The sequence below is a fragment of the Gordonia sp. p3-SID1431 genome (assembly GCF_025143765.1).
Taxonomy (GTDB): Bacteria; Actinomycetota; Actinomycetes; order Mycobacteriales; family Mycobacteriaceae; genus Gordonia; species Gordonia hongkongensis.
Genome location: NZ_JAMBDT010000046.1, coordinates 1 through 22,835, shown reverse-complemented (window position 1 = coordinate 22,835; position 22,835 = coordinate 1). Strand labels below are relative to the sequence as shown.

Below are 22,835 nucleotides of genomic sequence, written 5' to 3'. Positions count from 1 at the left end.
CACACGACCGAATCGACAGAAATATCCGGTCAATGCTCGACCCGGTCATTCTTACAGATATGGGTAATGCCCGCAGAATGAGGGTGGAAAAGACATTCGGCGTCGGATTCGCAGGTTCGAGAGGCCGGGTGGCCGTCGCGTCGCCACCGAACACCCGGTGGCCTACGCGTCGGCTCGGTAATCTACTCGCGACGCAGGACGCCCGAACAGCAGGGCGACCGAACAGACCGGGGACGCCATGCCGACGGTGATCGCGACCATCAGTCTCAAGGGCGGGGTCGGGAAAACCACGCTCACGGGAGGCCTCGCCGACTTCCTCGCCGGCGTCTTCGGCAAGAAGGTGCTGCTCGTCGACCTGGACGCCCAGACCAACCTGACGACGATGATGATCGGGCAGGAACACTGGCTGACGTGCAACGCCCGGCGGCACACCGTCGCGACACTCTTCACCGACCTGCTCGACGGTACGGAATCGTTCGACCTCGAGGGCAGCGTGCAGCGCGATGTCTCGACCGTCGCCGGGCTCACCGGGATCGACCTGCTGCCGTCGTCCCTGGACCTGATCGAACTGGCCGAGGAGCTCAGTGCTCATCGGGTTGCTGCGGACGACCATCTGGCGGCCGTCGAGGTCCTGACGAACGCGTTGGCCCCGATCGCCGGGCAATACGACTACATCCTCGTCGACTGCCCGCCCAACGTCGGACCGTTCAGCCTCAACGGGCTGGCGATGGCCGCCGCATATCTGATCCCGACCATCCCGGATGTCCTGTCCACATATGCGATTCCGCACATCCAGCGTCAGGTCGCCGATTTCGGCACCGAATTGGGGCGGGAAATCGTCGAATTGGGGGTCGTGATCACCAAGTACCGGGCGGCGTCGACCCTCCATCAGGACACGGTGCGACGACTGAGACGGGACACCTCGATCCAGAACGTCCTCCCGACCTACCTGCACGAGGGCAACGCGATCGGTGCCGCCGCCGACTTCGCAACCTGGCCGAGCCTGCATGCGAAGTACGGCTACCACGGCCACTACGAACAGTTCCGCGATCTGACCCGCGCCGTGATGGTCGAGGCCGACGCCAAACTCGCTCGGGCCGAACTCGCTCGGGCCGAACTCTCGGGGGCGGTTCCGAGTTCCCGCAGCCCATTCGATCGACCGACGCCGAACCGCAGCTCAGGCGTCTAAGTTCATCTCAGCCGCCGACCGGTGGCGCCTCGTTCGACTCCTCAGGAGCTCCCATCATGCGCAAAGTGCACATCACCTCGGTTCTCGGCGCCGCAGCACTGGCCGTCGCCCTCACGGCGTGCGGTTCCGATGACTCGGCGTCGGGTGGCACCGACGCGGAGGCCACCGTGACCGTCGACGGTCAGGAACTGGAACTGGCGGACAAGACGGTCGGGTGCACCGACGCCGCGGGCAAGGTGACCATCGGGATCGGATCGGGTGGGGGCTCGGGTATCGGCGTCGTCCTGACGTCGGGTGACTCGCCCGAGGTGGAATCCGTGGGGCTGGGCTCGCTCGACGGTGTGGTGCTGGCCTATCAGAAGGGTGCCGGCGGCGGCAGCGGCGAGGTCACCAAGGACGGGGACACCTACACGGTCACCGGTGACGCATCCGGGATCGATCCCGCCAATCCGACCGAGCCCGTGACCAAGTCCTACGAGATCAAGGTGACCTGCCCCTGATCCCGTTTCCCCGCTTGGTCTCGGTCCGGTGACCGGTCCGGTCTCGATGTGTACACATTTTCCGCGGACACTGTTTGACGCTCTGTCGGTCTGGGTACGTTACGATTCGTAGCGATTCGAGAGGTCTTCGCGATCTCTAACGATTTGCACAACGGATCACGACGACCATAGGAGGCAGACATGCTGGGAATTGGCATCATCGCGTGGATCATCATCGGCGGCCTGGCCGGCTGGATCGCCAGCAAGATCATGAAGACAGATGCGCAGCAGGGCATCATCCTCAACATCGTCGTCGGTGTCATCGGCGGCCTTCTCGGCGGCTGGCTGCTGACGTTGTTCGGCGTCGACGTCGAGGGCGGGGGCTGGATCTTCAGCTTCATCACCTGCCTGGCGGGCGCATGCATCCTGCTGTTCCTCGTGAAGCTGGTGACCGGCCGCGGTCGTACCCGCGTCTGAGGTCCACCGGGTTCGTCCGACTCAACTCCGCCCCGGCTCGACGTTCGCATCGAACGTCGGGCCGAGGCGGAGTCGTGTCTCGGCCGTGTCCGGTGCGCGCATGTGCGTACGTTGGATTGGGTACGAGAGTGGCGACCGCACAAGTGAGCAACCGAAAGTGAGCATCCAGTGACTCGAGTGGCGATCATCGGCGGACACGGCAAGATGGCGCTGCGGCTGGCGCGGATTCTGTCGGAACGCGGCGACGAGGTGACCTCGATCATCCGCAATCCCGAACACGCCGAAGACGTCGCGGACACCGGGGCCGTTCCCGTGGTCGCCGACGTCGAGACCCTCGACACCACCGGCATCGCCACCGCGATCTCCGGCCACGACGCGGTGGTGTGGACCGCGGGGGCCGGCGGCGGCGATCCGAAGCGGACGTACGCCGTGGACCGCGATGCCGCGATCCGGTCCATGGACGCCGCCGTGCGGGCCGGAGTCCGCAGGTACGTGATGGTGTCCTACTTCGGCGCCGGACCCGATCACGGTGTGCCCGAGGACAACTCTTTCCACGCCTACGCCGAGGCCAAGGCGGCTGCGGACACGTACCTGAAGTCCACGGAACTCGACTGGACGATCCTCGGACCCAGCAAGCTGACCGACGAGAACGGCACCGGCAGCATCACGCTCGGCGGCGACCGGGTCGAGGGTGACCAGGTCAGCCGGGACAACGTCGCCCAGGTCGCGGCGGCCGTTCTCGACCATCCGGCGGCGGTGCACGAGGTGATCGAGTTCAACGACGGCGACACCCCGATCCTCGATGCCTTCCCACGGTCCTGAGGAGCCGGATTCCCCTCTTGCCGCCGTTATCGCGGCTTGTCGCGCGATCGTCGGCGACGCGCATGTCCTCACCGACCCGGACGCCACGGCAGGGTTCCTGACCGACTGGACCGGGCGGTATCGCGGAGCGGCGGAGGCGGTGGTCCGGCCCCGCACCACCGACGAGGTCTCGCGCGTGCTCACCGAATGCGACCGGTCGGGCATCCGGGTCTGCGCGCAGGGCGGCAACACCGGACTCGTCGGCGGCTCGGTGCCACCGGCCGCCGCCGTCGGCGAGCGCTGGATCGTGCTGTCGACGGTGCGGATGACCGACATCGACGAGGTGGACACCGTCGGTCGTTGTGTCGGCGCCCAGGCCGGCGCGACCGTCGAATCCATCGACCTCCGCGCCGCGGCGCACGGACTGTCGTTCGGTATCGACCTCGCCTCCCGCCAGAGCGCGACCGCGGGCGGGGTTGTGTCGACCAATGCCGGTGGGACGCGGATGATTCGGCGGGGCAACGCGAGGTCGCAGATAGCGGGGATCGAGGCCGTCCTGGCCGACGGCCGGGTCCTCCGCCGGTGGACGTCCCTCGTCAAAGACAACGTGGGATACGACCTTCCAGCTCTCCTGGCCGGCAGCGAGGGAACCCTCGCGGTGATCACCCGGGTCCTGTTCCGACTCGTCGCGCCGCCCTCGGCCGCCACCGTCGTGGTCGCCTCGATCGAGCGCGTCGAGAACGCCATCGAGCTGATCGGTGCCGCATCGGCGGCGGGACTGACCGTCGAGGCGGCCGAACTGATGACCGAGGCCGGGGTCGCGCTCGTCGCCGACTACGGGCACCGGCGCCCGACGGCGACGCCGGGACCGTTCTACGTCCTTCTCGAGGTGTCGGGGACCGGGGACATCGAGACCGCCACCGCCGCGCTCCTCGGTGATGCCACCGGAGTCATCGACGCCGTGCTCGCGCCGGCGCCGGCTCGCGCCCTGTGGTCCGGTCGCGAGGGCCACACCGAGGCCATCGCCCGGTCGAGCGCGACACCGGTCGTCAAGCTCGACATCTCGGTTCCGATCCGGGCACTGCCCGAGGCATTCGCCGAACTGTCCCGTGTGGGTTCCGAAAACGAATTTCCCTGTCGCCCAATTCTTTTCGGACACGTCGGTGACGGCAACATCCACGTCAACCTGCTCGACGTCCCGCCGGCGCAGGCCGGCGCGGTCACCGACCACCTGTTCGGGATCGTGGCCGCCAACGGCGGGAGCATCAGTGCCGAGCACGGTATCGGCCGCGCGAAGTCGGCCTGGACGCACCTCGGCCGCGACGCGACCGACCTTGCGACCATGCGCGCGATCAAGGACGCGCTGGACCCGCGGGGAACCCTGAACCCGGGGGTGATCTTTCCGTGAGGACCGAACCGGTGGACCGAACCCGGCGGCGCGGGCGGCGGGCGCACGGAAATCCTGCGATCATGCACGGGTGGCTGATGTGAACCTCGATGGGTTGACCGCACTGGCGGATCGCTACGGCGTCGCTTCCAGCTATGTCGGCTGGGGTGACGAGCGGCACGAGGTGGACCAGGACACATTGGTCGCGGTGCTCCGGGCGCTAGACGTCCCCGCGGGTTCGCCCGAGGAGATCGAGAACTCGATTCGCGAGATCGACGAACAACCGTGGCGTGAGTTCGTCCCGGCCGTGACCGTCGTGACCGAGGGCTCGGGAGCCACGTTCGCCGTGCATGTTCCGCACGGGCACCTGGTGAAGGTGTGGGTGGTCAGCGAAACCGGTGACGACGTCGCGGCCCCCCAACTCGATGTCTGGGTCGAGCCGCGCGAGGTCGACGGCGTGCTGATCGGCCGTGCGACGTTCGCCGTGCCCGACGACCTCCCCACCGGATATCACCAGATCAAGGCGATCGATCTCGACGATTCATCGGCCTCGAGCGCGCCCCTGATCGTGACGCCGCGCCGACTGCACACCGCCGACCGGCTGATCGGCCGGAAGCGATGGGGACTCGCCGCGCAGCTGTACTCGATCCGATCGGCTGACTCGTGGGGCGTGGGCGACTTCGCCGATCTCGCCGGGATCTGCGAGGTGGCCGCCAGCGCGTACGGCGCCGACTTCGTCCAGGTCAATCCACTTCACGCCGCCCAGCCGAAGGCGCCGATCGAGGCGTCGCCGTACCTGCCGGTGACGAGACGATTCGTCAATCCGCTCTACATCCGGATCACCGACATCCCCGAGCTGGACGGGCTGTCGAAGTCGCAGCGCAAGTGGGTCAAGGCGTTGAAGCGCAGCTTCCTCGACGAGAACACCGCGACCGACAAGATCCGGCGCAACAAGGCATTCCGCGCCAAGCTGGAAGCGCTCGAACTCATCTACGGCGTCCCGCTCGCCCCGGCTCGTGCGCACGCCTACCGCGCATTCCGGCGCCGGGAGGGGAAGGGCCTCAAGCGTTTCGCGACGTGGTGCGCGCTGGCCGAGCGGTACGACGCCGACGACCCGCGCTGGCAGGGCAAGTTCGCAGACCCCGCGTACATGAAGAAGAAGCGTCGAAAGATGGCCCGGCGCATCGACTTCCACATGTGGCTGCAGTGGATCTGCGACGAGCAACTGGCCACCGCCGCGCACGCGGCGCGATCGGCCGGCATGGAGATCGGTGTGATGGCCGATCTCGCGGTCGGGGTCGCTCGGCACAGCGCCGATGCGTGGGCCCTCGGTGACGTGCTCGCCTCCGGTGCGAGGGTGGGGGCGCCGCCCGACGGTTTCAACCAGCAGGGCCAGGACTGGGACCAACCGCCGTGGCATCCACGACGCCTCGCCGAGGCCGGTTACGAGCCCTACCGCGACATGATCCGCACCGTCCTCCGACACGCGGGCGGTGTGCGCGTCGACCACATCCTGGGATTGTTCCGGCTCTGGTGGATACCCGACGGCAGCAGCCCGGCCCAGGGCACCTACGTGCACTACGACAGCGAGGCGCTGATCGGCATCCTGGCGCTCGAGGCGCAGCGCGCCGACGCGGTGGTCGTCGGCGAGGATCTCGGGGTGTTCGAACCGTCGGTGCAGGACTCACTCCGCGAACGCGGAATCCTCGGCACGTCGATCCTGTGGTTCGAACAGGGGCCCGACGCCGCGACCCCGCCCGAGGACTACCGCGAGCTGTGTCTGACCTCGGTGACGACCCACGATCTGCCCCCGACCGTGGGATATCTGGCGGGCGACCACATCACGCTGCGATCGCGGCTGGGCCTGCTCGCCTCCGGGGAGGACGCGGAGCGGGCGCGCGATGCACGTGAACGCGACGCCGTCCTCGAACTCGCCTACGAACGCGGCCTGCTGTCCCGGGACACCCCGCTGACCGACCCGAAGGTCGTCGATGCGTTGTATGCGGTGATCGCCCGCAGCCCGTCGGTACTGCTGAGCGTGGCCCTCGTGGATGCGGTGGGGGAGCGGCGAATCCAGAACCAGCCGGGTACCGACAGCAGTCAGTACCCGAACTGGTGTGTCCCGCTGGCCAATTCGGAGGGCGACGTCGTGCTCGTCGAGGACCTCGTCAGCAGCGTGCGCTTCCGCCGCCTCGTCTCGGTGCTCAACGAGTCGGGCGTGCCAGGTTCCTGACCGAGACGATGGTCAGTACGAGTGCGATGAGGGCCAGCACGGCGACCCCGATGTTGAAGGCGATCCCGGCGGGCCGGAGACCCCAGTGCTGCGCGGTGATTCCCTGGCCGACGATCGGGATCGAGATCGCGACGTAGGCGACGACGAAGTAGGTCGAGGTGACCTCGGCCTTGCGTCCCGCCGGGGTAGCCGCGATCACCGACGCCAGTCCCTTGCTGAACGACATGCCCTGCCCCACACCGCAGATCACCGCTCCGCCCAGCAACGCCGGGGTCGATGCGGCGACCAGTCCCAGGATCGACAGGCCGGTCCCGAGGATGAGGATGGCGCAGCCGGCGATCAGGGCCGGTTCGGTCGGCATCCGGCGCACGACGATCTGGGTGACCGCCGAGGACGCGAACAGGACGAACACCAGGAAACCGGTGAATGCGTGGTCGTCGATGCCGAGGATGTTCGTGACGAAGGACGGCATCACGCCGGTGAAGGTGCCCATCACCGCGAACCCCGCGAAGGCCGCGATCGACGCCCGGACGAACACGCCGCGGATGTCGGCGGGGACCGACAGTCGCTGGATGCTCAACCGGGCGCCGGGGACGACCTCGACCGTCTCGGGCAGCCGCCAGATGCCGAGGAAGACCAGGACCAGTAGCGCCAGATCGAGTACGAACGGGGTGTGCAGCGGGGACGGGGCATACTCGGCGAGGACTCCGGCGATCAGCGGTCCGAGGCCCAGGCCGCCGATGTTGGCCGCGGTCGCCACGGCCGGGGCGCGTCCCCGCCACGACGCGGGGGCCAGTTCGATGACCGCGGTGGTGGCGGCGCCGGCGTAGATGCCCGCGGACAGACCCGACAGCACGCGGCCCAGCAGCAACTGCCAGACCGGGCCGGCCGTGAGGAAGACGACGGCGCTGACCGCCGACAGAATCGCGCCGGCGATGAGCATCTTGCGCCGGCCGATGACGTCGGACCAGCGTCCGAAGCCGATCAGCGCGGCGATGACGCCGGCCGCGTACACGGCAAAGATCACGGTCGTGGTGGTCACGCCGAAACCGAGTTCCTCGCCGTAGATCGCGTAGAGCGGTGTGGGCAGCGTGGTGCCCAGCATGATCACGGCGAAGGCGTAGACCGCCGCGGCGAAGGATGCGCCGGTCGGCGCAGGGGAGGCGCGGGTATGCGAACGGTCAGACATGGCAGCTGACACGCTACCGCCGCGTCCGGGAGGGTCCGGCCCTGGTCTCCCGGCTGTGTGCTGGGTTACGGTAACTGTCGGTAACGGTAATTCAGGGTGAGCGAAGAGGGGGTGTCGGATGCAACCAGAACTCGACGTCGTGATCGTGGGTGCCGGCTTCGGCGGGATGGGTGCCGCGATCGAACTGAAGCGACAGGGCTTGGACAACATCGCGATCCTCGAGCGGGAGGACGACCTGGGCGGGACGTGGCACGTGAACCACTACCCGGGACTCGCCGTCGACATCGCGTCGGTCACCTACTCCTATTCCTTCGAGCCCAACCCGTACTGGTCCCGGCTGTTCGCCCCCGGAGCGGAGCTGAAGCGTTACGCCCACCACGTCGCCGACAAGTACGACCTCAAGCGGCACATGGAATTCGGAACGGTCGTCGAGTCCGCGACCTGGGACCCCGACGAGCAGCTGTGGCGCGTCCGCACCGGGTCCGGCACCGAACGCACGGCGCGTTATCTGGTGACCGCGACCGGGTTCCTGTCCCAGCCGCACGTCCCGGAGTTCCCGGGCATCAAGAACTTCGCGGGCACGATCCTGCACACCGCGGACTGGCAGGACGGGTTCGACTTCACCGGTAAGAAGGTCGCCGTGATCGGTACCGGTGCGACCGCGGTGCAGCTCATCCCAGAGATCGCCGCCCGCGCCGAGGCCCTGACCGTCTTCCAGCGCACCGCGATCTGGGTGGTGCCCAAGATCGACTTCGCGATCCCGCCGCTCGTCCAGCAACTGTTCGGCCGGTTCCCGCTCACCCAGCGTGCTGCGCGACTGGTGAACTCGTCGCTTCTCGAAGTGCTGATGGTGTTCGGCGTCCTGCACTACAAGCAGGTGAAGCCCGGCAACAAACTCGCCGCCCGACTGGCCCAGGCGCACCTGCGGCGCCAGATCGCCGACCCGGAACTACGGCGGAAGCTCACCCCGGACTACGACTTCGGCTGCAAACGCCCCACCTTCTCCAACACCTACTTCGCCAGCTTCGCCCAGCCGAACGTGAGCCTGCAGACCAGCGGCATCGCCCGCCTCGAAGCCGATGCGATCCTCGCCGCGGACGGCACCCGGACCGAGATCGACACCCTCGTTCTCGCCACCGGGTTCAACCTCTGGGACACCAACTTCCCGGCCTTCGACATCGTCGGCCGGGACGGGCGCAACCTCGGCGAGTTCTGGCGCGAGAACCGCTTCCAGGCCTACGAGGGCGTCACCGTCCCGAAGTTCCCGAACCTGTTGTCCCTCAACAGTCCTTACTCCTACAGCGGCCTGTCGTACTTCACGACCATCGAAGGGCAGATGAAGCACATCGCCCGCCTCTTCGGAGAACTGCGCCGCCGCGGGCAACGGACGTTCGAGGTGACCGAGGAGGCCAACGACGCCTTCCTCGACGAGGTGACCGATCGTCTGCAGTCCTCGGTGTTCTACAACGGGGACTGCGCGACGTCACGCAGTTACTACTTCAACCAGCACGGCGAGGCGACGCTGCTCCGCCCGGCCTCGACGCTGCGGACTCTCCGCGAGATGGACTCGTTCCCGTTGCGCGACTACGAGTTCAGCTGAGCGCTCCTCTCCGACAGCTCCCTGAGGAGCGCCCGGAGTTTGCGGCGGGCCCGCCCTCACCCCTTGCTCCCTGAGGAGCGCCCGGAGCTTGCGGAGGGCGCGTCACGAAGGGTTCAGCAACTCCGGCCCGTTGTTGGCGACGCGGTTGACCAGCGGGGCGACCTCGCGGATCGCGATCGCATCGACCAGCGACTCGGCGGGTGGGGCGAACAGCTCGTCGGGTGCCCGGCCGTCCGGGTCGAGCCAGGCATCCCAGTGCTCGTACGGCATGATCAGCGGCATCCGGTCGTGGACGTCGCGCAGCTCCCCGACCGCGTCGGTGGTGAGAATGGAACAACTGAGCAGCGGCTTAGCGGCGTCATCGGTCTTGGGGTGCCAGACCGACCACAGCCCGGCCATGAAGAGCCGGGTCCCGTCCTGCGGCGACATGAAGAACGGGATCTTGGTGGGTTTGCCCTTGCTGTCGGCCGGACCCTTCTTCCACTCGTACCAGCCGTCCATCGGCACGAGGCAACGCCGCGACTTGACCGACGAACGGAACGAACTCTTCTCCGCGGCGCTCTCGGCGCGCGCGTTGAACAGCAGCGGCCCCTTCCCGACCTCCTTCGCCCACGGCGGCACCAGCCCCCAGCGCATCGCGCGGACGCGGAGCAGCGGATCGTCGTCGGGATCGTCGGGCGAGTGTCGCTTGACGACGGTCATCACGGTCGTGGTCGGCGCGACGTTGTAGTTCACGCCCGGTGACCGGGGCGCCGCATCGAGATCGGTGGAGTCCGCACCCGCCGGCTCGGGTACCTCGTTGACCGCATCGATCTCGGCTGCCAGCTTCGCCGGGTCGGTGGTCACCGCATAGCGTCCGCACATGGTGTCCATGCTGCCCTAATGGTGGCCCGGCCTCGTGATGAGTGTCCGTTCCGATGACCGACGATCAGGCGACGGCGATGTCGGCGACGACGGCCTCGGTGACGGACACCAGATCGGCCGGGGCCAGCTCGATCTCGAGCCCGCGCTTGCCGGCGCTGCACAGCACCCGGTCGAAGTGCGTGGCCGACGAGTCGACGACGGTCGGCAACCGGGTCCGCTGGCCGACCGGGGACACGCCGCCGAGAACGTAGCCGGTGGTCCGGGTGACCGCCTTGGCGTCGGCCATCTTCGCCTTCGACGCGCCGAGTGCGGCGGCCGCCAATTTGAGCGACAGCTTGGCCGGCACCGGGACCACCGCCACCGCCAGGCCGGGCCGGTCCCCGCCGGAGAGTTCGATGACCAGCGTCTTGAAGATCTGCTCGGCACGGACACCGAGGGTTTCGGCGAGAGCGGCGACCGCCTCCGCGCCGTAGGCCTCCGATCGGGGGTCGTGCGCGTACCGGTGCACCGAGTGGTCGATCCGGGCGCGTTCGAGCGCGGCGATCGCCGGGGTGGACGCCATGGTCGGTTACCTCCTGGTCGTGAGCGGGGTCGCGGCTGAGCGCGTGCGCACGAGGCCGCGGTGATCCGCGCCGAGACGATCGCGGGGGCGGGCCGGGAACAAACCGCGCGGTGCGCTCTGTTGGGACTGATCGGACAACGGACGTATGAAGACGGACACGAAGGAGGTCAGAGGCATATGAGCACAGCGGCCGTGATGGAGCTCCCGCAGCGCGTCGAACCGAGGCCTCTCTCGGTGGGGGACGGGTCGGTAAGCTTGATCGACAACATCTCCGTGATGCCTCCCATCGAAGGGATCGTAGTGTCCGACACAGAAGCATCCGACACAGAGTCACCCGATTCCGGCCGTACCGGGAGCGCCAAGGCGCCTCGCCGGGCCGATCCGAACGAGTCGCCGGAACAGCTGACCGAGCGGTTCGAGCGTGACGCGCTGCCGCTGCTCGACCAGATGTACGGTGCCGCGCTGCGGATGACCCGCAATCCCGCCGACGCCGAGGACCTGGTCCAGGAGACCTACATCAAGGCGTTCACCGCGTTCGCGTCGTTCCGGGAGGGCACCAACCTCAAGGCCTGGCTCTACCGGATTCTCACCAACACCTACATCAACGGCTACCGCAAGAAGCAGCGTCAGCCCGCGCAGTACCCGACCGACGAGATCACCGACTGGCAGATCGCGGCGACCGCCGAACACACCTCGCAGGGGTTGCGGTCGGCGGAGATCGAGGCGCTCGACGCCCTCCCCGACGACGAGATCAAGGCCGCGCTGCAGGAATTGCCGGAAGACTTCCGGATGGCCGTCTACTACGCCGATGTGGAAGGCCTGCCGTACAAGGAGATCGCCGAGATCATGGACACCCCGATCGGTACCGTCATGTCCCGACTGCACCGCGGTCGCCGTCAGCTGCGTGAGCTGCTGGCCGACGTCGCGCGTGAGCGCGGGTTCAATCGTTCCGCACGTGCGGCGGCGGATGCGGAGGTGGCGCGATGAGCGACGTCGATCCGGAGCTGACCCAGCTCGACTGCTCGGCCGTCATCGCCGATGTCTGGCTCCTGCTGGACAACGAGTGCGACCAGAACGCCCGGGAACGACTCCAGGGCCATCTCGACTCCTGCCCGTCGTGCCTGGCGCACTACGGCATCGAGCAGCAGCTCAAGGCGCTCGTCAACCGGAAGTGCGGCGGCGACCAGGCACCGCAGAGCCTGCGCGACCGTCTGCGCATCGAGATCCGCAAGACCGTGATCGTGCACGAGGTCTCCGAATCCGATCGCTGATCGCGTCGAGAACACACCAAAAAGCCCGGGCGGCCTGTGAAGGCCGTACCCGGGCTTTTTGGCTTGCTCGCTCGCCGAGACCGCGTGGTGCGGTGATCAGGCGTTGGGGCGCTTGCCGTGGTTGGCAGCGTTCTTCTTACGAGCACGCTTCTTGCGTCCGCGCTTTCCCATGACGCATCTCCTTCATTGCGGGGCGGGCGCCGTGGGACCGGGCCCGCCGTGTACTGGTTCAGCTGTGCTGAGACAACCCTGGCATCGGCCGGGGAGGACATCCCTGGTGTCATCCGGGGAAGACATCCCTGGTGATCGGGACATCACAGTGTCTCAGGGATTCTCCCACGTACCAAAAACACCTCTGCTGACGCCCCCGGCACCGGGACCTCCGGGTATGACGCCGTGGGCTAATTTGGGTGCATGGCAGAAGACGTTGTGGCAGAGATCGTCGCGAGTGTCCTCGAGGTGCGCGTCGCCGCGGGGGAGCAGATCGAGGTCGGCGACACCCTGGTCCTGCTGGAGTCGATGAAGATGGAGATCCCCGTGCTGGCCGAGGAGCCGGGCACGCTCGCCGAGGTCAAGGTCGAGGTCGGCGACGTCATCCAGGCCGGCGATGTGATCGCCGTCTACGAGTAGTAGTGAACCGGCCCCGGCCCGTCGTCGCCCCCGTGTCCTGAGATGTCCACCCTCTCCGACCTGCTCGCCGAACACACCACGCTGTCCGACTCGGCAGCCGCGCATCTGCAGCGCCTCGTCGCCGAATGGCAACTGCTCGCCGACCTCTCGTTCGCCGACCTCCTGTTGTCGGTGCGCACGGAGGCGGGCGCGGTCGTCACGGTCGCGCAATGCCGTCCCAACACGGCCTCGACGGTCTTCCCGACGGACGAGGTCGGCCGCGTCATCGACACCGAAGCACATCCACAGGTGTTGCGCGCCTTCACCTCCGCCCGCATCCTGCGCGACGAGGACCCCACCTGGTTCGGCGCGACGGCCATGCGGCAGGAAGCGGTTCCGGTCGGCTTCGACGGCGAGGTGATCGCCGTGGCGACCCGAGCTGTCGACCTCACCCACCCGCGCCTGCCGTCGCCGCTCGAACTCGCCTATCAGGACTCGGCCGACGATCTGTGCCAGATGGTCGCCGACGGCACGTTTCCGCACGAGGAGGGGAATCCGCGCGGGCTGTCGACGCCCCGCGCCGGCGACGGCTTCGTCCGTCTCGATGGACAGGGCCTCGTCACCTACACCAGCCCGAACGCGCTGTCGGCCTTCCACCGGATGGGGTGGACCGCCGAACTCAATCACACGCGCTTGTCCGACGTCGTCAAGCAACTCATCACCGAACCGTTCGAGGCCGACGACGTCGCACTGATGCTCGACATCGCGGCCGGCGTCGCCGAGATCCCGACCGGCCCCTACCGCGACATCGGGATGCGCGTGGAGGCAGACGCCCGCCGCGCGACGGCCCTGATCCGCGCCGTGCCGCTCCGTCCGCGGGGCGAGACGACCGGAACCGTCGTCCTGATCCGGGACGTCACCGAGGTCAAGCGACGCGACCGCGCACTCATCAGCAAAGACGCCACCATCCGCGAGATCCACCACCGGGTGAAGAACAACCTGCAGTCGGTCTCGGCGCTGTTGCGACTACAGGCGCGGCGCACGTCGAACTCCGATGCCCGCGAGGCGCTCAACGAGGCGGTGCGCCGAGTGGCCTCCATCGCGCTCGTCCACGAGTTGTTGTCGGGCAGCGTGGACGAGGAGGTCGACCTCGACGAGGTCGTCGATCGTCTGGTCCCGATCCTGGTCGATGTCGCGTCGGGGGAGGCGAGGGTGGCTGTGCGCCATCGCGATCGGCTCGGCGTGCTGACCGCCGAACTCGCGATGCCGCTGGTGATGGTCCTCACCGAACTCATCCAGAACGCGATCGAACACGGCTTCGACGGCGCGCCGCACGATGACGCCGAGATCGCGGTCGTCGCCGAACGGGATGTGCGCGGCCTTCGAATAGCGGTCCGCGACAACGGTTCCGGTCTTCCGGAGCATTTCGATCTGGCCACGTCCGACCATCTCGGCCTGCAGATCGTCAAGACCTTGGTGTCCATCGAACTGGGCGGTGAACTCGATGTCCGGTCCAATCCGGGTGGCCCGGGAACCGAAGTGGGTGTCTACATTCCGCTACGCTCGTGAGCCGTGGTCGCGGACCGCATTGTCTGACCGCGGTTTCCGCCGGACAGTGGGGACGAGTGCACGAAAAAACCCGGCCGTGGCCGGGTTTCTTCGAGTCCGGGACGACGCCGGCCGTCGAGGCCTAGACGCTGCTCCGGGTACGCGTACGTGCGGTACGGCGCTTGAGTGCGCGTCGCTCGTCCTCGCTCATGCCGCCCCACACTCCGGCATCCTGGCCGGACTCGAGGGCCCACGACAGGCAGTCGGCGGTGACGGGGCACCGCGCGCAGACGAGCTTCGCGTCGGCGACCTGTGCGATGGCCGGGCCGCTGGTCCCCACGGGGAAGAACAGTTCCGGATCCTCGTCGCGACAGATGGCCTTGTGACGCCAGTCCATTCCACTACTCCTTCGGGCGCGTTCGCACCACTCGATCGTCTTGCTGGTGATTGTCGGCTGTAACTCTCAGTTCACGCGGCGCACCAAATGTTTCCGCGTTGTTGCTTGTGAATACTTTCACGAATCGGGCCGAAGTCAATGGGTTTGCTTCACACGTGGGCAACATCACGTCACCCGCCTAGCACTCCGGTCGCGGACTCCCGAAGGGGGGTCCGGGCACTTTGTCTCACGGCCTTGTTGTAGCCTACGCGTCTCGCGGCGGTACTGTCGACGACTTTCTGCAGGTCGCGACCCCGTCGCCGGTGAAAAACGCTCGTGACGTGGCCGGACGCCGAGGGTATTGTTCACCACATGCGTCGACGATGTTGATCCACACCGCCCCGGCGGCCCCACCGCAGGCTGACAGCCGCGGCGGTGGGCTCCGCCCTCCTCGAAGATCTCATCCCGCTCTACCCGCTGTACGCCGTCCTCTTCGCCGACCCCGGGATTCCGGGCGCCGGGCTCGGGCCCGCCGAGATCTCGGCGCTGTTCGTGATCTGGTCGGTGTCGTCGGTGATCGTCGAGGTCCCCACCGGTGTGCTGGCCGACCGCGTGTCCCGACGGAAGCTGCTGGTCGCCGGTCCGCTGATCACCGCGTCGGGTTTCGCGCTGTGGACGGTGGCGCCGTCGTTCGTCGCCTTCGCTGCCGGATTCGTCCTGTGGGCCCTCGGTGGCGCGTTGCGGTCCGGCACGACACAGGCGCTGGTCTACGACGAGCTGAACCGGCTGGGGCGCTCGCATGACTACGCCCGACTGACCGGGCTCATGCGGGCGGCCGGGGCCATCGGAGTGATCGGCGGCACCGCGGCGGCCGCACCGTTGTTCGCGTGGGGCGGTTACGACGCCGCGGGCGCCGCCAGCGTCGTCGCCTGCGTGTTGTGTTCGGTGATGTCGGCGATGCTGCCCGAGAAGGGTCGAGAGGCCGCCGCCGATCCACCGGAACCCGAGGACGCGGACCCCGACCTCGGTTGGCGGGAGATCGTCCGCCACGGCTGGGGCTCGGTGCGGACGCAGCCGGTCGCACGGCGCATGTTGCTGCTGGGCGTGGCGCTGACCTGGGTCGCGGCGCTCGACGAGTATCTCCCGTTGCTGATCGCGTCGTTCGTGGTCGACGCCGCCGCCGAGCCCGATCCGGCGGCGGTCGCGCTGCTGATGATCGTGGTGTCGGTCGGTGACATCGGCGGCGCGCTCGCGGCGGGGTGGTTCCGGTCGGTCGACGCGATCGGGCCGGCGGTGGGGGTGGGCGCGGTCGTGCTCATCGGGTCGGCGCTGTGGGGGCACCCGGTGGGCGCCGCGGGCGTCGCGACGGCGTTCGGGATCCTGGGGTGGGCGCGGGTCGTGGCCGACGCCGAACTGCAGGACCATCTGAGTGCGGCATCGCGGGCCACCGTCACCTCGCTGGCCGGGATGGGCGAGGAGGTGGTCGCGATCCTGGCCTTCGCCGGCTGGGCGCTGGGGTCGACATGGCTGGGTCCGGCCGGGCTCTTCGCGGCGGCGGCGCTGCCCTACGTCGTGATGTCGGCGGTGCTGATCGGCGGTGCGATGACCGTGAGGGCGTCGCGGCGATGACGAAAACGTATGTCGCGGAACGCCCCGATGTAATCGCCGTCCATCTGTACGTCGATCGGGGCCTCCGCGCGGAAGCACACCTCGTCGACGTCGTCATCCCGAAAGAGGTGGCGTGCCTTGGGATCTGCCTGTGACAGGAGTCGCGTCGCCAGTGGGAGGTTACGGAACACGCCGGTGGAGGTCGCCACGAACACCCCGAGGCCGGTGTGGAAACCGGTGCCGGGGTTGGTGCGGATCTCGCGCGGTCCGAGATAGGTCCACGGGCTGGTGTTGGACACGAAACCGTAACGCGCGCCGACGATCCGGTCCCGGCCGGGGATCTCGACGTCGAACGTGGCCGACGAACCGGACTGCTTCAGGAAGCTGGTGATCGTGGTCCACAGGTATCGGGCCGGCGTCGCGGTCTTGCCCGCGTGCCGCTTGTCCTCCATCGCGTGGATGACGACCGCGTCCATGCCCATGCCCGTGTTGAACAGGAACCAGCGGTCGTCGGTGTGGCCGAGTCCGATCCGGCGACTGCGTCCCGCGTCGAGGAGGGTGATGATCTGCTGTGTCGCGAGCAGCGGGTCGGGATCGATCCCCAGCGTGCGCGCGAAGACGTTGGCGCTACCGCCGGGGATCACGGCCAGGGCGGGCCGCCGCCGGTCGGGATCGCTGCTCGACGGCGGGTCGAGCAGTCCGTTGGCGGCCTCGTTCACCGATCCGTCGCCGCCGTGCACGATGACGGTGTCGAAGTCCTCGGCCGCGGCGCGCGCGGCGAGCTCGAACGCATGCCCGCGGTGCGTGGTGAGTTCGACGTCGAGGTGGAAATGCGCGCTCAGGGTGTGCGCCAGCGCGTCGCGGCCGGCCGGACTGGTCGCGGTGGCGAACGGGTTGACGATGAGCATGACACGCACGACACCCGAGGATATGGGGTCGTCGCCGCCCGCGCGTAATCGCGCGGATGTGTACGGCGCCATCGCTCCGGTGCGCACACCCGCGGAGGTCCGCGCGGGGGGACCAAATATCCTGGGACGGTGAGCACCGAGAACGGCCGTCCGGAGTCCGACACCGATCCGTCGGTGACCCCGCGCCAGATCAAGATCGCCGGTGCGGTGACCACGCTGCAGGGGCTGGCCGGTGTTGCGGTCGCGGTGATCCTGGTCGTGCGCGGCCTGGCCGGGCACGAGGAGACCACCATCAGCGGTTACGGCACCGCGGCCTGGTTCGGCATCATCGGCGGGGGAGTGCTGGTCGGCGGTCTGGCGCTGCTCTCGGGGCGGCGGTGGGGACGCTCGATCGCCATGGTGGCGCAGATCCTGCTGCTGCCGGTGGCGTATTACCTGTTCACGAGCGGATGGCCGGTGTTCGGCGTGCCGCTGGCACTCGCGGCGCTCGCGGTCCTGGTGATGCTGTTCAGTCCGGCGTCCATGAGGTGGCTCGCCGACGAACTCGAACCCGAGCGCTGACATCCTCCTCCGGCCGGTTCTCCTCCGTCCGGGTACGCCGCGCAGCCGAGGTGGACTCTCATCCGACGATCGACGCCCGGGCGGTCGTACAGTAGGGCGCATGACGCGCATCCTCGCGATTGCCAATCAGAAGGGTGGGGTCGCCAAGACCACCACGGTGGAGTCCCTCGGTGCCGCCCTCGCCGATCTCGACGTCTCGGTCCTCGTCGTCGATCTCGACCCGCAAGGGTGTCTCACCTTCTCGCTCGGGCACGATCCCGATCAGCTCACCTCCTCGGTCCACGACGTGTTGCTCGGTGACGAGGAGATCGCCGATGTCCTGCTCGACACCGAGGACAAGGTCACCCTGCTGCCGGCGACCATCGACCTGGCCGGCGCCGAGGCGCTGCTGTTGATGCGCCCGGGGCGGGAGTATGCCCTCAAGCGTGCACTCGCGGAGGTGAGCGAGGACTTCGACGTCGTGATCGTCGACTGCCCGCCGTCGCTCGGCGTGCTCACCCTGAACGGTCTCACCGCGGCGGACGAGGTGATCGTGCCGCTGCAGTGCGAGACGCTCGCCCATCGTGGCGTCGGGCAGCTGTTGCGCACGGTCCGGGAGGTCCAGCAGATCACCAACCCGAACCTCACGATGCTGGGTGCGGTGGCCACCTTGTTCGACGCCCGGACCACGCACAGCCGCGACGTTCTCGCCGACGTCGCCGATCGGTACGACCTGCCGGTGCTCGAGCCGCCCATCCCGCGCACGGTGCGTTTCGCCGAGGCCTCCGCCTCCGGGACGTCGGTCATGCGGGGCCGAAAGAACAAGGGCGCGACGGCATATCGCGCGCTCGCCGAGAATCTGTGGAAGCACTGGGAGGCGGGCGCCGAGGTCGGCACCTTCGAGGTCTGAGTCGGGTCTGAGGTCCGGGGGCCGCGGGGGTCAGCCCGGACCGAAGGCCTCGATCCGGGGTCCGTGCTGTTCGACGACGACGTCGCCGAGGACACGCAGACTCACCACGGGCGCGGCCGGTTCACTCCGGGTGAGCGGGATGGACCGGATCTCCCGGCCGGTCGCGACATCGCGGACGCTGATCCCGGTGGTACTCGGCAGCAGGAGCTGTCCCGCCATCATCTGGCCGGGTCCCAATGTGCCGGGGACCTGGTAGATCGGATTCAGCGTCTGGGCATTCAGGACGACGGTCGCCTTCCCGGTCCAGTAGGTGACGATCCCGTCGGAGGAGATCGGGACGCTGCCGGCGGGCGGCGTCGAGTCGCCTGCGACGGTGTTGGTCCCCGCCGCGTTCGCGTCGGTGTCGAACCGGCGGATCGCCGGCCCGCTCTCGGCGTCGAACGTGGGCGGTTCGGCCGGTGCGGCGCCACCGTCGTACACGGCGATCCCCGACGACGACATCGCGATGACCACGGGCGGCGGTCCGCTCACGTCGCCGGTGATGAGGGTCGACCCGTACTGTTCGACCTTCTCGTCGTCGCCGAGTACCGCGCCGAGGACCGTGAGCCGATACCCGGGGTCGTCGGCGCAGCGTTCGACGACGGCCACGCGATCTCCCGACACCACCGACGAGAACAGCTCGCAGTCGACGCGATCGGGCGCGTCCTCCGGTCGGACCGGCGCCTCGACCCGGCCGTATTCGATTCCGCGAACGAGATTGGAACCCCAGGTCTCCATCCGGCGGGGGCCCTGCGCGACGACGTACCCCGAGTCGGTCGCGAGCCGGACCTCCGGGTCGGCGTCGCTGGTGCGGGCGCCCTTCCGGCTGCCGGTGCCCGCATCGAGAGCGGTCACCTCCGAGCAGCCGCGGCTGTTGCGGTACACGGCCAGCGCCAGATCGGCGCTCCCGGTCCAGGCGGTACCGACCGCACACAGGTCGAGATCGCGGCTGTACGACCAGAGTTCGCGTCCGGTGGCCGGGTCGTGCCCGACCACCCGTCCGCCGTTCCCGGTGACGACGGCGGAGGTGCCGATCGCGGGGGCGCGGGTGGCGTCGGAGTCGGCCCGCCAGCGCGCGACGAAACTCGCGGGCACGGACTGTGCCGGCTGCACCGCGGCGGGTTCGGCCGCGGCCGGCACGCTCACGGTGTGGCGAACCGGGCTGAGGGCCCAGGCGGTGACGCACAGGGCCGCGACGACGACCACGATGGCCGCGGTGACCGCGAGATCGATCGGGCGGCGCCGTTCGGGCCTGACTCGTGCCACGCGGGTCAGCCGGTGGTCAGTCGGCGACAGCTGCTGTGGACTCCGACGCGCCGGCGTCGGACGCGGCGGTCTGCTCGCCGGCGGGCTTGCGGTTGGCGCCACCCCGACGGCGACGACGGCGACGCGGCTTCGCGGTGCCGTCACCGGCGGAGGTGTCGCTGCCGGACTCGGTCGTCGTGGTCTCGGTTGTCGTGGTCTCGGCGGCCGATTCGGTGGACGTCCCATTGGCGTCCGTCTGCCCGCCCCGGGTGCGACGGCGAGTGCGGGTCGAGCGCTTGCGCGGCTCGCGGTCCGCGCGCGTCTCCCGCGTCTCGTCGGGGTCGCGCGGCGGCTTGGCGGCGGCGATCCGCCCCGTCTTCGACTCGTCGATCGACAGGTCCGACCGGAGGTGTTCCGACGTCGAGTAGGTCTCCGGCGGATCGGGGATACCGAGACTCAGCGCCTTGTCGATGAGCTCCCAGCGGTGCAGCTCATCCCAGTCGACGAGGGTCACCGCGATGCCTGTGCGCCCGGCGCGACCGGTACGGCCGATGCGGTGCACGTAGGTCTTGTCGTCTTCGGGGCACTGGTAGTTGATGACATGGGTGACGTCGTCGATGTCGATGCCGCGGGCGGCCACGTCGGTGGCGACCAGCACATCGATGGTGCCGTCGCGGAACCGCTTGAGCGCCTTCTCGCGGGCGACCTGGCCGAGATCGCCGTGGACCGCGCCGACCTTGAAGCCGCGCTCGGCGAGGTCGTCGGCGACCTTCTGCGCGGTGCGCTTGGTGCGGGTGAAGATCATCGTGGCGCCGCGACCCTCGGCCTGCAGGATGCGGGCGACGAGTTCGGCCTTGTCCAGCGCGTGCGCCCGGTAGGCGTACTGCTTGGTGCGGTCGTGGACCGCGGAGTCGTTGGCGTTCTCGGCCCGGATGTGGGTCGGCCGGTTCAGGAACGTGCGGGCCAGGGTGACGATCGGACCGGGCATGGTCGCCGAGAACAGCATCGTCTGACGAGGCGTCGGCAATGCGGACATGATGCGCTCGATGTCGGGCAGGAAGCCGAGGTCGAGCATCTCGTCGGCCTCGTCGAGGACCAGGATCGACACCTTGCCGAGGACGAGGTGGCCCTGCTGGGCGAGGTCGAGGAGCCGGCCCGGGGTGCCCACCACGACGTCGACGCCGGACTGCAGCTCGGCGATCTGCGACTCGTACGGACGGCCACCATAGATCGAAGTGACCTTCAGGGGACGCTTCGTGCCATCGGCCAGGGTGACCTCGAGCGACGGCGCCGCCACCTGGAGATCGCCGGTCACCTGCACGCACAGCTCGCGCGTGGGCACGATGATCAGCGCGCGGGGCGTGGTGTCCAGCGGACGGACCCCGGACTCCTCGGCATGGGCGAGCCGGTGCAGCAGCGGGATGCCGAAACCGAAGGTCTTGCCCATGCCGGTGCGGGCCTGGCCGATGAGGTCGTGGCCTTCGAGCGCCAGCGGCAGGGTCAGTTCCTGGATCGCGAAGGTGTGGGTCTTGCCGTCTGCGGCGAGGGCCGAGACGATACGGTCGTCGACGCCGAGCTCGGCGAAGGTGGGGGCGGTGTGGGTGTCGTCGACGATGGTCGTCTGCACGGCGGAATCGCTCATGTGCGGTTGTGTGCCTTTCTGGGCCGGTCTGCGCGCGATGTGTTTCGGTGCGCGCACGGAGAAGGCTCGAAAGTGCACGCGCATATGTCGTAGTGGCACCGGGGATGTGACCGGGTATCGCGAGGAACTCGCAGTTCGGCGAGCAACGCCGTCGTCACATCCACACGCTCGCGCCGGCGGGCACGCGCTCCACGCGCAGCTCAGCGGGCAAGCGACGGGGGGTCCCGTCGGAGTGCACCGCCGTCGAGTGTACTTGGTGCCCCGCGGCGGCCCGCTACCATCACCTCATGGCGCCTGCATCCGACCCGTCCGAGTCGACCCCGTCACCTGCGACGTCCACCTCGGTGGCGTCGGCCGAGATGCGGGATTCGGCGATCGGGAAGCTGTTCGCCGTGCTGCTCGCCGGCGAGTTCGCCGCGTTCCACCGGCTCATCGAGGAGTCGGCGATGGCGCCGGATGTGCCCAGCCGCATCGCGATCGCCCGGATGGCGGCCTCCGAGGTCGGCCACTTCGACCGGCTCGCCGAGCGGGTGGAGGCGATGACCGGCCTCGGCGCCGCGGAAGCCGTCGAGCGCTACCGTTCGGTGTTCGATCAGTATCACCGCGCGACGACGCCGAAGACCTGGTACGAGGCGCTGGTCAAGGCGTATGTCGGCGACGGACTCGCGGCCGACTTCTACGCCGAGCTCTCCGACATGCTGCCGCCGGACTCGCAGGCCGTGATGGCCGAGGTGATGTCGGAAACCGCCAACTCCCAGTTCGCCCGTGACCAGGTCCGGGCGGCCGTCGAGGCCGACCCGTCGATCAAATCGGCCCTGGTGCTGTGGGGCCGCCGGCTACTCGGCGAGGCCATCACCCATGCGCAGTGGGTTCTCGCCGCCGAGGAAGAGGTCACCGATCTGCTCTTCGCCGGGGCCAGTTCGCTGACCGGCGTCGCCGGGTTCTTCGACGTCGTCGCCGGCAAACACGCCGAGCGGATGGCCGACCTCGGCCTCGCCTGAGTCGGACCTGACCACGGCGGAGTCGGCCGACGGTGTTTCGCTCTGAGCGGAGTGGCTGTCCCGCCGCACCCCGGCTGCACTAGCCTTGTGCGGCAAGCGTTGACAGACACCGAGGAGGGCGGCACATGGCCGTGGAAGTGAAGATCGGCATCACCGACAGCCCGCGGGAGCTGACCATCGCGTCGACCCTGACCAGCGACAAGGCCTTCGCCGAGGTCGAGGCGGCACTGGGTGGCAAGCAGCAGCTGTTGTCCCTCGTGGACGACAAGGGCGCCCGCTACCTCATCCCGGTCACCAAGATCGCCTATGTCGAGGTGGGTGCGTCGGAGAACCGCCGCGTCGGATTCGGTTCCTGAC

The 22,835-nt window shown here is 68.6% G+C and carries 24 protein-coding genes; 16 read left to right on the top strand and 8 right to left on the bottom strand.

All coding sequences use genetic code 11. From position 1 onward, the window contains the following. Positions 1-238 precede the first annotated feature (238 nt). The 6 genes from M4D77_RS13300 (at position 239) to malQ (ending at position 6,566) form a co-directional block, all read left to right on the top strand. Complete coding sequence (locus tag M4D77_RS13300; RefSeq protein WP_259936394.1) at positions 239-1,189, top strand: ParA family protein; 951 nt, start codon at positions 239-241, stop codon at positions 1,187-1,189. 56 nt (positions 1,190-1,245) lie between these two features. Further along, positions 1,246-1,689, top strand: coding sequence for a lipoprotein LpqH (locus tag M4D77_RS13295; RefSeq protein WP_058251911.1), 444 nt, complete (start codon positions 1,246-1,248; stop codon positions 1,687-1,689). A 180-nt stretch (positions 1,690-1,869) separates the two neighbouring features. Further along, the gene (locus M4D77_RS13290; protein WP_004023462.1) at positions 1,870-2,145 is read left to right on the top strand and encodes a GlsB/YeaQ/YmgE family stress response membrane protein; all 276 of its coding nucleotides are present in this window, start codon (positions 1,870-1,872) and stop codon (positions 2,143-2,145) included. A 168-nt stretch (positions 2,146-2,313) separates the two neighbouring features. After that, a complete protein-coding gene (locus M4D77_RS13285) occupies positions 2,314-2,967 on the top strand; it encodes an SDR family oxidoreductase (protein WP_259936393.1) in 654 nt (217 codons plus the stop codon). Continuing rightward, the gene (locus M4D77_RS13280) at positions 2,948-4,354 is read left to right on the top strand and encodes an FAD-binding oxidoreductase (RefSeq protein WP_259936392.1); all 1,407 of its coding nucleotides are present in this window, start codon (positions 2,948-2,950) and stop codon (positions 4,352-4,354) included. The genes M4D77_RS13285 and M4D77_RS13280 overlap by 20 nt, the downstream gene beginning before the upstream one ends. 79 nt (positions 4,355-4,433) lie before the next feature. Then, positions 4,434-6,566: a 4-alpha-glucanotransferase gene (malQ, locus tag M4D77_RS13275; RefSeq protein WP_259936398.1), complete on the top strand. Its 2,133-nt coding sequence runs from the start codon at positions 4,434-4,436 to the stop codon at positions 6,564-6,566. On the opposite strand, the gene M4D77_RS13270 is transcribed toward malQ, so the two are convergent. After that, the gene (locus tag M4D77_RS13270; protein ID WP_259936391.1) at positions 6,538-7,755 is read right to left on the bottom strand and encodes an MFS transporter; all 1,218 of its coding nucleotides are present in this window, start codon (positions 7,753-7,755) and stop codon (positions 6,538-6,540) included. The genes malQ and M4D77_RS13270 overlap by 29 nt on opposite strands. A 118-nt stretch (positions 7,756-7,873) precedes the next feature. Between M4D77_RS13270 and M4D77_RS13265 the strand changes: the two genes are divergently transcribed. Then, entirely contained in the window at positions 7,874-9,355 is a 1,482-nt protein-coding gene (locus M4D77_RS13265) for an NAD(P)/FAD-dependent oxidoreductase (protein ID WP_259936390.1), read from the top strand. Positions 9,356-9,457: 102 nt separating this feature from the next. On the opposite strand, the gene M4D77_RS13260 is transcribed toward M4D77_RS13265, so the two are convergent. Beyond that, the gene (locus M4D77_RS13260) at positions 9,458-10,219 is read right to left on the bottom strand and encodes an SOS response-associated peptidase (RefSeq protein ID WP_159371960.1); all 762 of its coding nucleotides are present in this window, start codon (positions 10,217-10,219) and stop codon (positions 9,458-9,460) included. Positions 10,220-10,283: 64 nt separating this feature from the next. Further along, positions 10,284-10,781 carry a Cys-tRNA(Pro) deacylase gene (gene ybaK, locus M4D77_RS13255; RefSeq protein ID WP_259936389.1) on the bottom strand — a complete coding sequence of 166 codons (498 nt, stop codon included), beginning with the start codon at positions 10,779-10,781 and terminating at the stop codon, positions 10,284-10,286. A 177-nt stretch (positions 10,782-10,958) separates the two neighbouring features. Between ybaK and M4D77_RS13250 the strand changes: the two genes are divergently transcribed. Together M4D77_RS13250 and rsrA are read left to right on the top strand one after the other, a co-directional pair. Continuing rightward, the gene (locus M4D77_RS13250) at positions 10,959-11,768 is read left to right on the top strand and encodes a sigma-70 family RNA polymerase sigma factor (RefSeq protein ID WP_058251904.1); all 810 of its coding nucleotides are present in this window, start codon (positions 10,959-10,961) and stop codon (positions 11,766-11,768) included. Continuing rightward, positions 11,765-12,052, top strand: a complete 288-nt coding sequence (gene rsrA, locus M4D77_RS13245; protein ID WP_055475556.1) for a mycothiol system anti-sigma-R factor — start codon at positions 11,765-11,767, stop codon at positions 12,050-12,052. The genes M4D77_RS13250 and rsrA overlap by 4 nt, the downstream gene beginning before the upstream one ends. Positions 12,053-12,148: 96 nt before the next feature. On the opposite strand, the gene M4D77_RS23880 is transcribed toward rsrA, so the two are convergent. After that, positions 12,149-12,223, bottom strand: a complete 75-nt coding sequence (locus M4D77_RS23880; protein WP_369758845.1) for a 50S ribosomal protein bL37 — start codon at positions 12,221-12,223, stop codon at positions 12,149-12,151. 243 nt (positions 12,224-12,466) lie between these two features. On the opposite strand from M4D77_RS23880, the gene M4D77_RS13240 reads away from it, so the two are divergent. Both M4D77_RS13240 and M4D77_RS13235 read left to right on the top strand, forming a co-directional pair. Beyond that, positions 12,467-12,682 carry a biotin/lipoyl-binding carrier protein gene (locus tag M4D77_RS13240; protein ID WP_055475555.1) on the top strand — a complete coding sequence of 72 codons (216 nt, stop codon included), beginning with the start codon at positions 12,467-12,469 and terminating at the stop codon, positions 12,680-12,682. A 42-nt stretch (positions 12,683-12,724) separates the two neighbouring features. Continuing rightward, on the top strand, positions 12,725-14,230 hold the full coding sequence (locus M4D77_RS13235) for a sensor histidine kinase (RefSeq protein ID WP_065631872.1): 1,506 nt from the start codon (positions 12,725-12,727) through the stop codon (positions 14,228-14,230). 121 nt (positions 14,231-14,351) lie between these two features. On the opposite strand, the gene M4D77_RS13230 is transcribed toward M4D77_RS13235, so the two are convergent. After that, positions 14,352-14,606 carry a WhiB family transcriptional regulator gene (locus M4D77_RS13230; protein ID WP_004023450.1) on the bottom strand — a complete coding sequence of 85 codons (255 nt, stop codon included), beginning with the start codon at positions 14,604-14,606 and terminating at the stop codon, positions 14,352-14,354. 414 nt (positions 14,607-15,020) lie between these two features. Between M4D77_RS13230 and M4D77_RS13225 the strand changes: the two genes are divergently transcribed. Next, on the top strand, positions 15,021-16,214 hold the full coding sequence (locus M4D77_RS13225) for an MFS transporter (protein WP_259936388.1): 1,194 nt from the start codon (positions 15,021-15,023) through the stop codon (positions 16,212-16,214). On the opposite strand, the gene M4D77_RS13220 is transcribed toward M4D77_RS13225, so the two are convergent. Next, the gene (locus M4D77_RS13220) at positions 16,151-17,101 is read right to left on the bottom strand and encodes a diacylglycerol kinase family protein (protein WP_175401173.1); all 951 of its coding nucleotides are present in this window, start codon (positions 17,099-17,101) and stop codon (positions 16,151-16,153) included. The genes M4D77_RS13225 and M4D77_RS13220 overlap by 64 nt on opposite strands. Positions 17,102-17,230: 129 nt before the next feature. Between M4D77_RS13220 and M4D77_RS13215 the strand changes: the two genes are divergently transcribed. Both M4D77_RS13215 and M4D77_RS13210 read left to right on the top strand, forming a co-directional pair. Further along, on the top strand, positions 17,231-17,662 hold the full coding sequence (locus M4D77_RS13215) for a hypothetical protein (RefSeq protein WP_055475551.1): 432 nt from the start codon (positions 17,231-17,233) through the stop codon (positions 17,660-17,662). Between the two features lie 100 nt (positions 17,663-17,762). After that, positions 17,763-18,551 (top strand): ParA family protein, encoded by a 789-nt coding sequence (locus tag M4D77_RS13210; protein ID WP_159371278.1) that lies wholly within the window; start codon positions 17,763-17,765, stop codon positions 18,549-18,551. Between the two features lie 30 nt (positions 18,552-18,581). Here M4D77_RS13210 and M4D77_RS13205 read toward each other — a convergent pair whose 3' ends face one another. Then, positions 18,582-19,856, bottom strand: coding sequence for a hypothetical protein (locus M4D77_RS13205; RefSeq protein ID WP_259936386.1), 1,275 nt, complete (start codon positions 19,854-19,856; stop codon positions 18,582-18,584). A gap of 16 nt (positions 19,857-19,872) precedes the next feature. Beyond that, a complete protein-coding gene (locus M4D77_RS13200; protein ID WP_065631904.1) occupies positions 19,873-21,477 on the bottom strand; it encodes a DEAD/DEAH box helicase in 1,605 nt (534 codons plus the stop codon). A 287-nt stretch (positions 21,478-21,764) separates the two neighbouring features. On the opposite strand from M4D77_RS13200, the gene M4D77_RS13195 reads away from it, so the two are divergent. Beyond that, on the top strand, positions 21,765-22,478 hold the full coding sequence (locus tag M4D77_RS13195) for a ferritin-like fold-containing protein (RefSeq protein ID WP_083207443.1): 714 nt from the start codon (positions 21,765-21,767) through the stop codon (positions 22,476-22,478). Positions 22,479-22,603: 125 nt separating this feature from the next. Continuing rightward, positions 22,604-22,834, top strand: a complete 231-nt coding sequence (locus tag M4D77_RS13190; protein WP_004023442.1) for a DUF3107 domain-containing protein — start codon at positions 22,604-22,606, stop codon at positions 22,832-22,834. The last annotated feature ends 1 nt before the right edge of the window (position 22,835 follow it).

Excerpts from the sequence above, each read along its gene's own strand:
- M4D77_RS13280 (WP_259936392.1), top strand. The coding sequence starts at position 2,948 with ATGCCTTCCCACGGTCCTGAGGAGCCGGATTCCCCTCTTGCCGCCGTT.
- M4D77_RS13290 (WP_004023462.1), top strand. The coding sequence starts at position 1,870 with ATGCTGGGAATTGGCATCATCGCGTGGATCATCATCGGCGGCCTGGCC.
- M4D77_RS13270 (WP_259936391.1), bottom strand. The coding sequence starts at position 7,755 with ATGTCTGACCGTTCGCATACCCGCGCCTCCCCTGCGCCGACCGGCGCA.
- ybaK (WP_259936389.1), bottom strand. The coding sequence starts at position 10,781 with ATGGCGTCCACCCCGGCGATCGCCGCGCTCGAACGCGCCCGGATCGAC.
- M4D77_RS13195 (WP_083207443.1), top strand. The coding sequence starts at position 21,765 with ATGGCGCCTGCATCCGACCCGTCCGAGTCGACCCCGTCACCTGCGACG.
- M4D77_RS13240 (WP_055475555.1), top strand. The coding sequence starts at position 12,467 with ATGGCAGAAGACGTTGTGGCAGAGATCGTCGCGAGTGTCCTCGAGGTG.
- M4D77_RS13230 (WP_004023450.1), bottom strand. The coding sequence starts at position 14,606 with ATGGACTGGCGTCACAAGGCCATCTGTCGCGACGAGGATCCGGAACTG.
- rsrA (WP_055475556.1), top strand. The coding sequence starts at position 11,765 with ATGAGCGACGTCGATCCGGAGCTGACCCAGCTCGACTGCTCGGCCGTC.
- M4D77_RS13260 (WP_159371960.1), bottom strand. The coding sequence starts at position 10,219 with ATGTGCGGACGCTATGCGGTGACCACCGACCCGGCGAAGCTGGCAGCC.
- M4D77_RS13210 (WP_159371278.1), top strand. The coding sequence starts at position 17,763 with ATGACGCGCATCCTCGCGATTGCCAATCAGAAGGGTGGGGTCGCCAAG.
- M4D77_RS13300 (WP_259936394.1), top strand. The coding sequence starts at position 239 with ATGCCGACGGTGATCGCGACCATCAGTCTCAAGGGCGGGGTCGGGAAA.
- M4D77_RS13295 (WP_058251911.1), top strand. The coding sequence starts at position 1,246 with ATGCGCAAAGTGCACATCACCTCGGTTCTCGGCGCCGCAGCACTGGCC.
- M4D77_RS13190 (WP_004023442.1), top strand. The coding sequence starts at position 22,604 with ATGGCCGTGGAAGTGAAGATCGGCATCACCGACAGCCCGCGGGAGCTG.
- M4D77_RS13235 (WP_065631872.1), top strand. The coding sequence starts at position 12,725 with ATGTCCACCCTCTCCGACCTGCTCGCCGAACACACCACGCTGTCCGAC.
- M4D77_RS13265 (WP_259936390.1), top strand. The coding sequence starts at position 7,874 with ATGCAACCAGAACTCGACGTCGTGATCGTGGGTGCCGGCTTCGGCGGG.
- M4D77_RS13220 (WP_175401173.1), bottom strand. The coding sequence starts at position 17,101 with ATGCTCATCGTCAACCCGTTCGCCACCGCGACCAGTCCGGCCGGCCGC.
- M4D77_RS13200 (WP_065631904.1), bottom strand. The coding sequence starts at position 21,477 with ATGAGCGATTCCGCCGTGCAGACGACCATCGTCGACGACACCCACACC.
- M4D77_RS13250 (WP_058251904.1), top strand. The coding sequence starts at position 10,959 with ATGAGCACAGCGGCCGTGATGGAGCTCCCGCAGCGCGTCGAACCGAGG.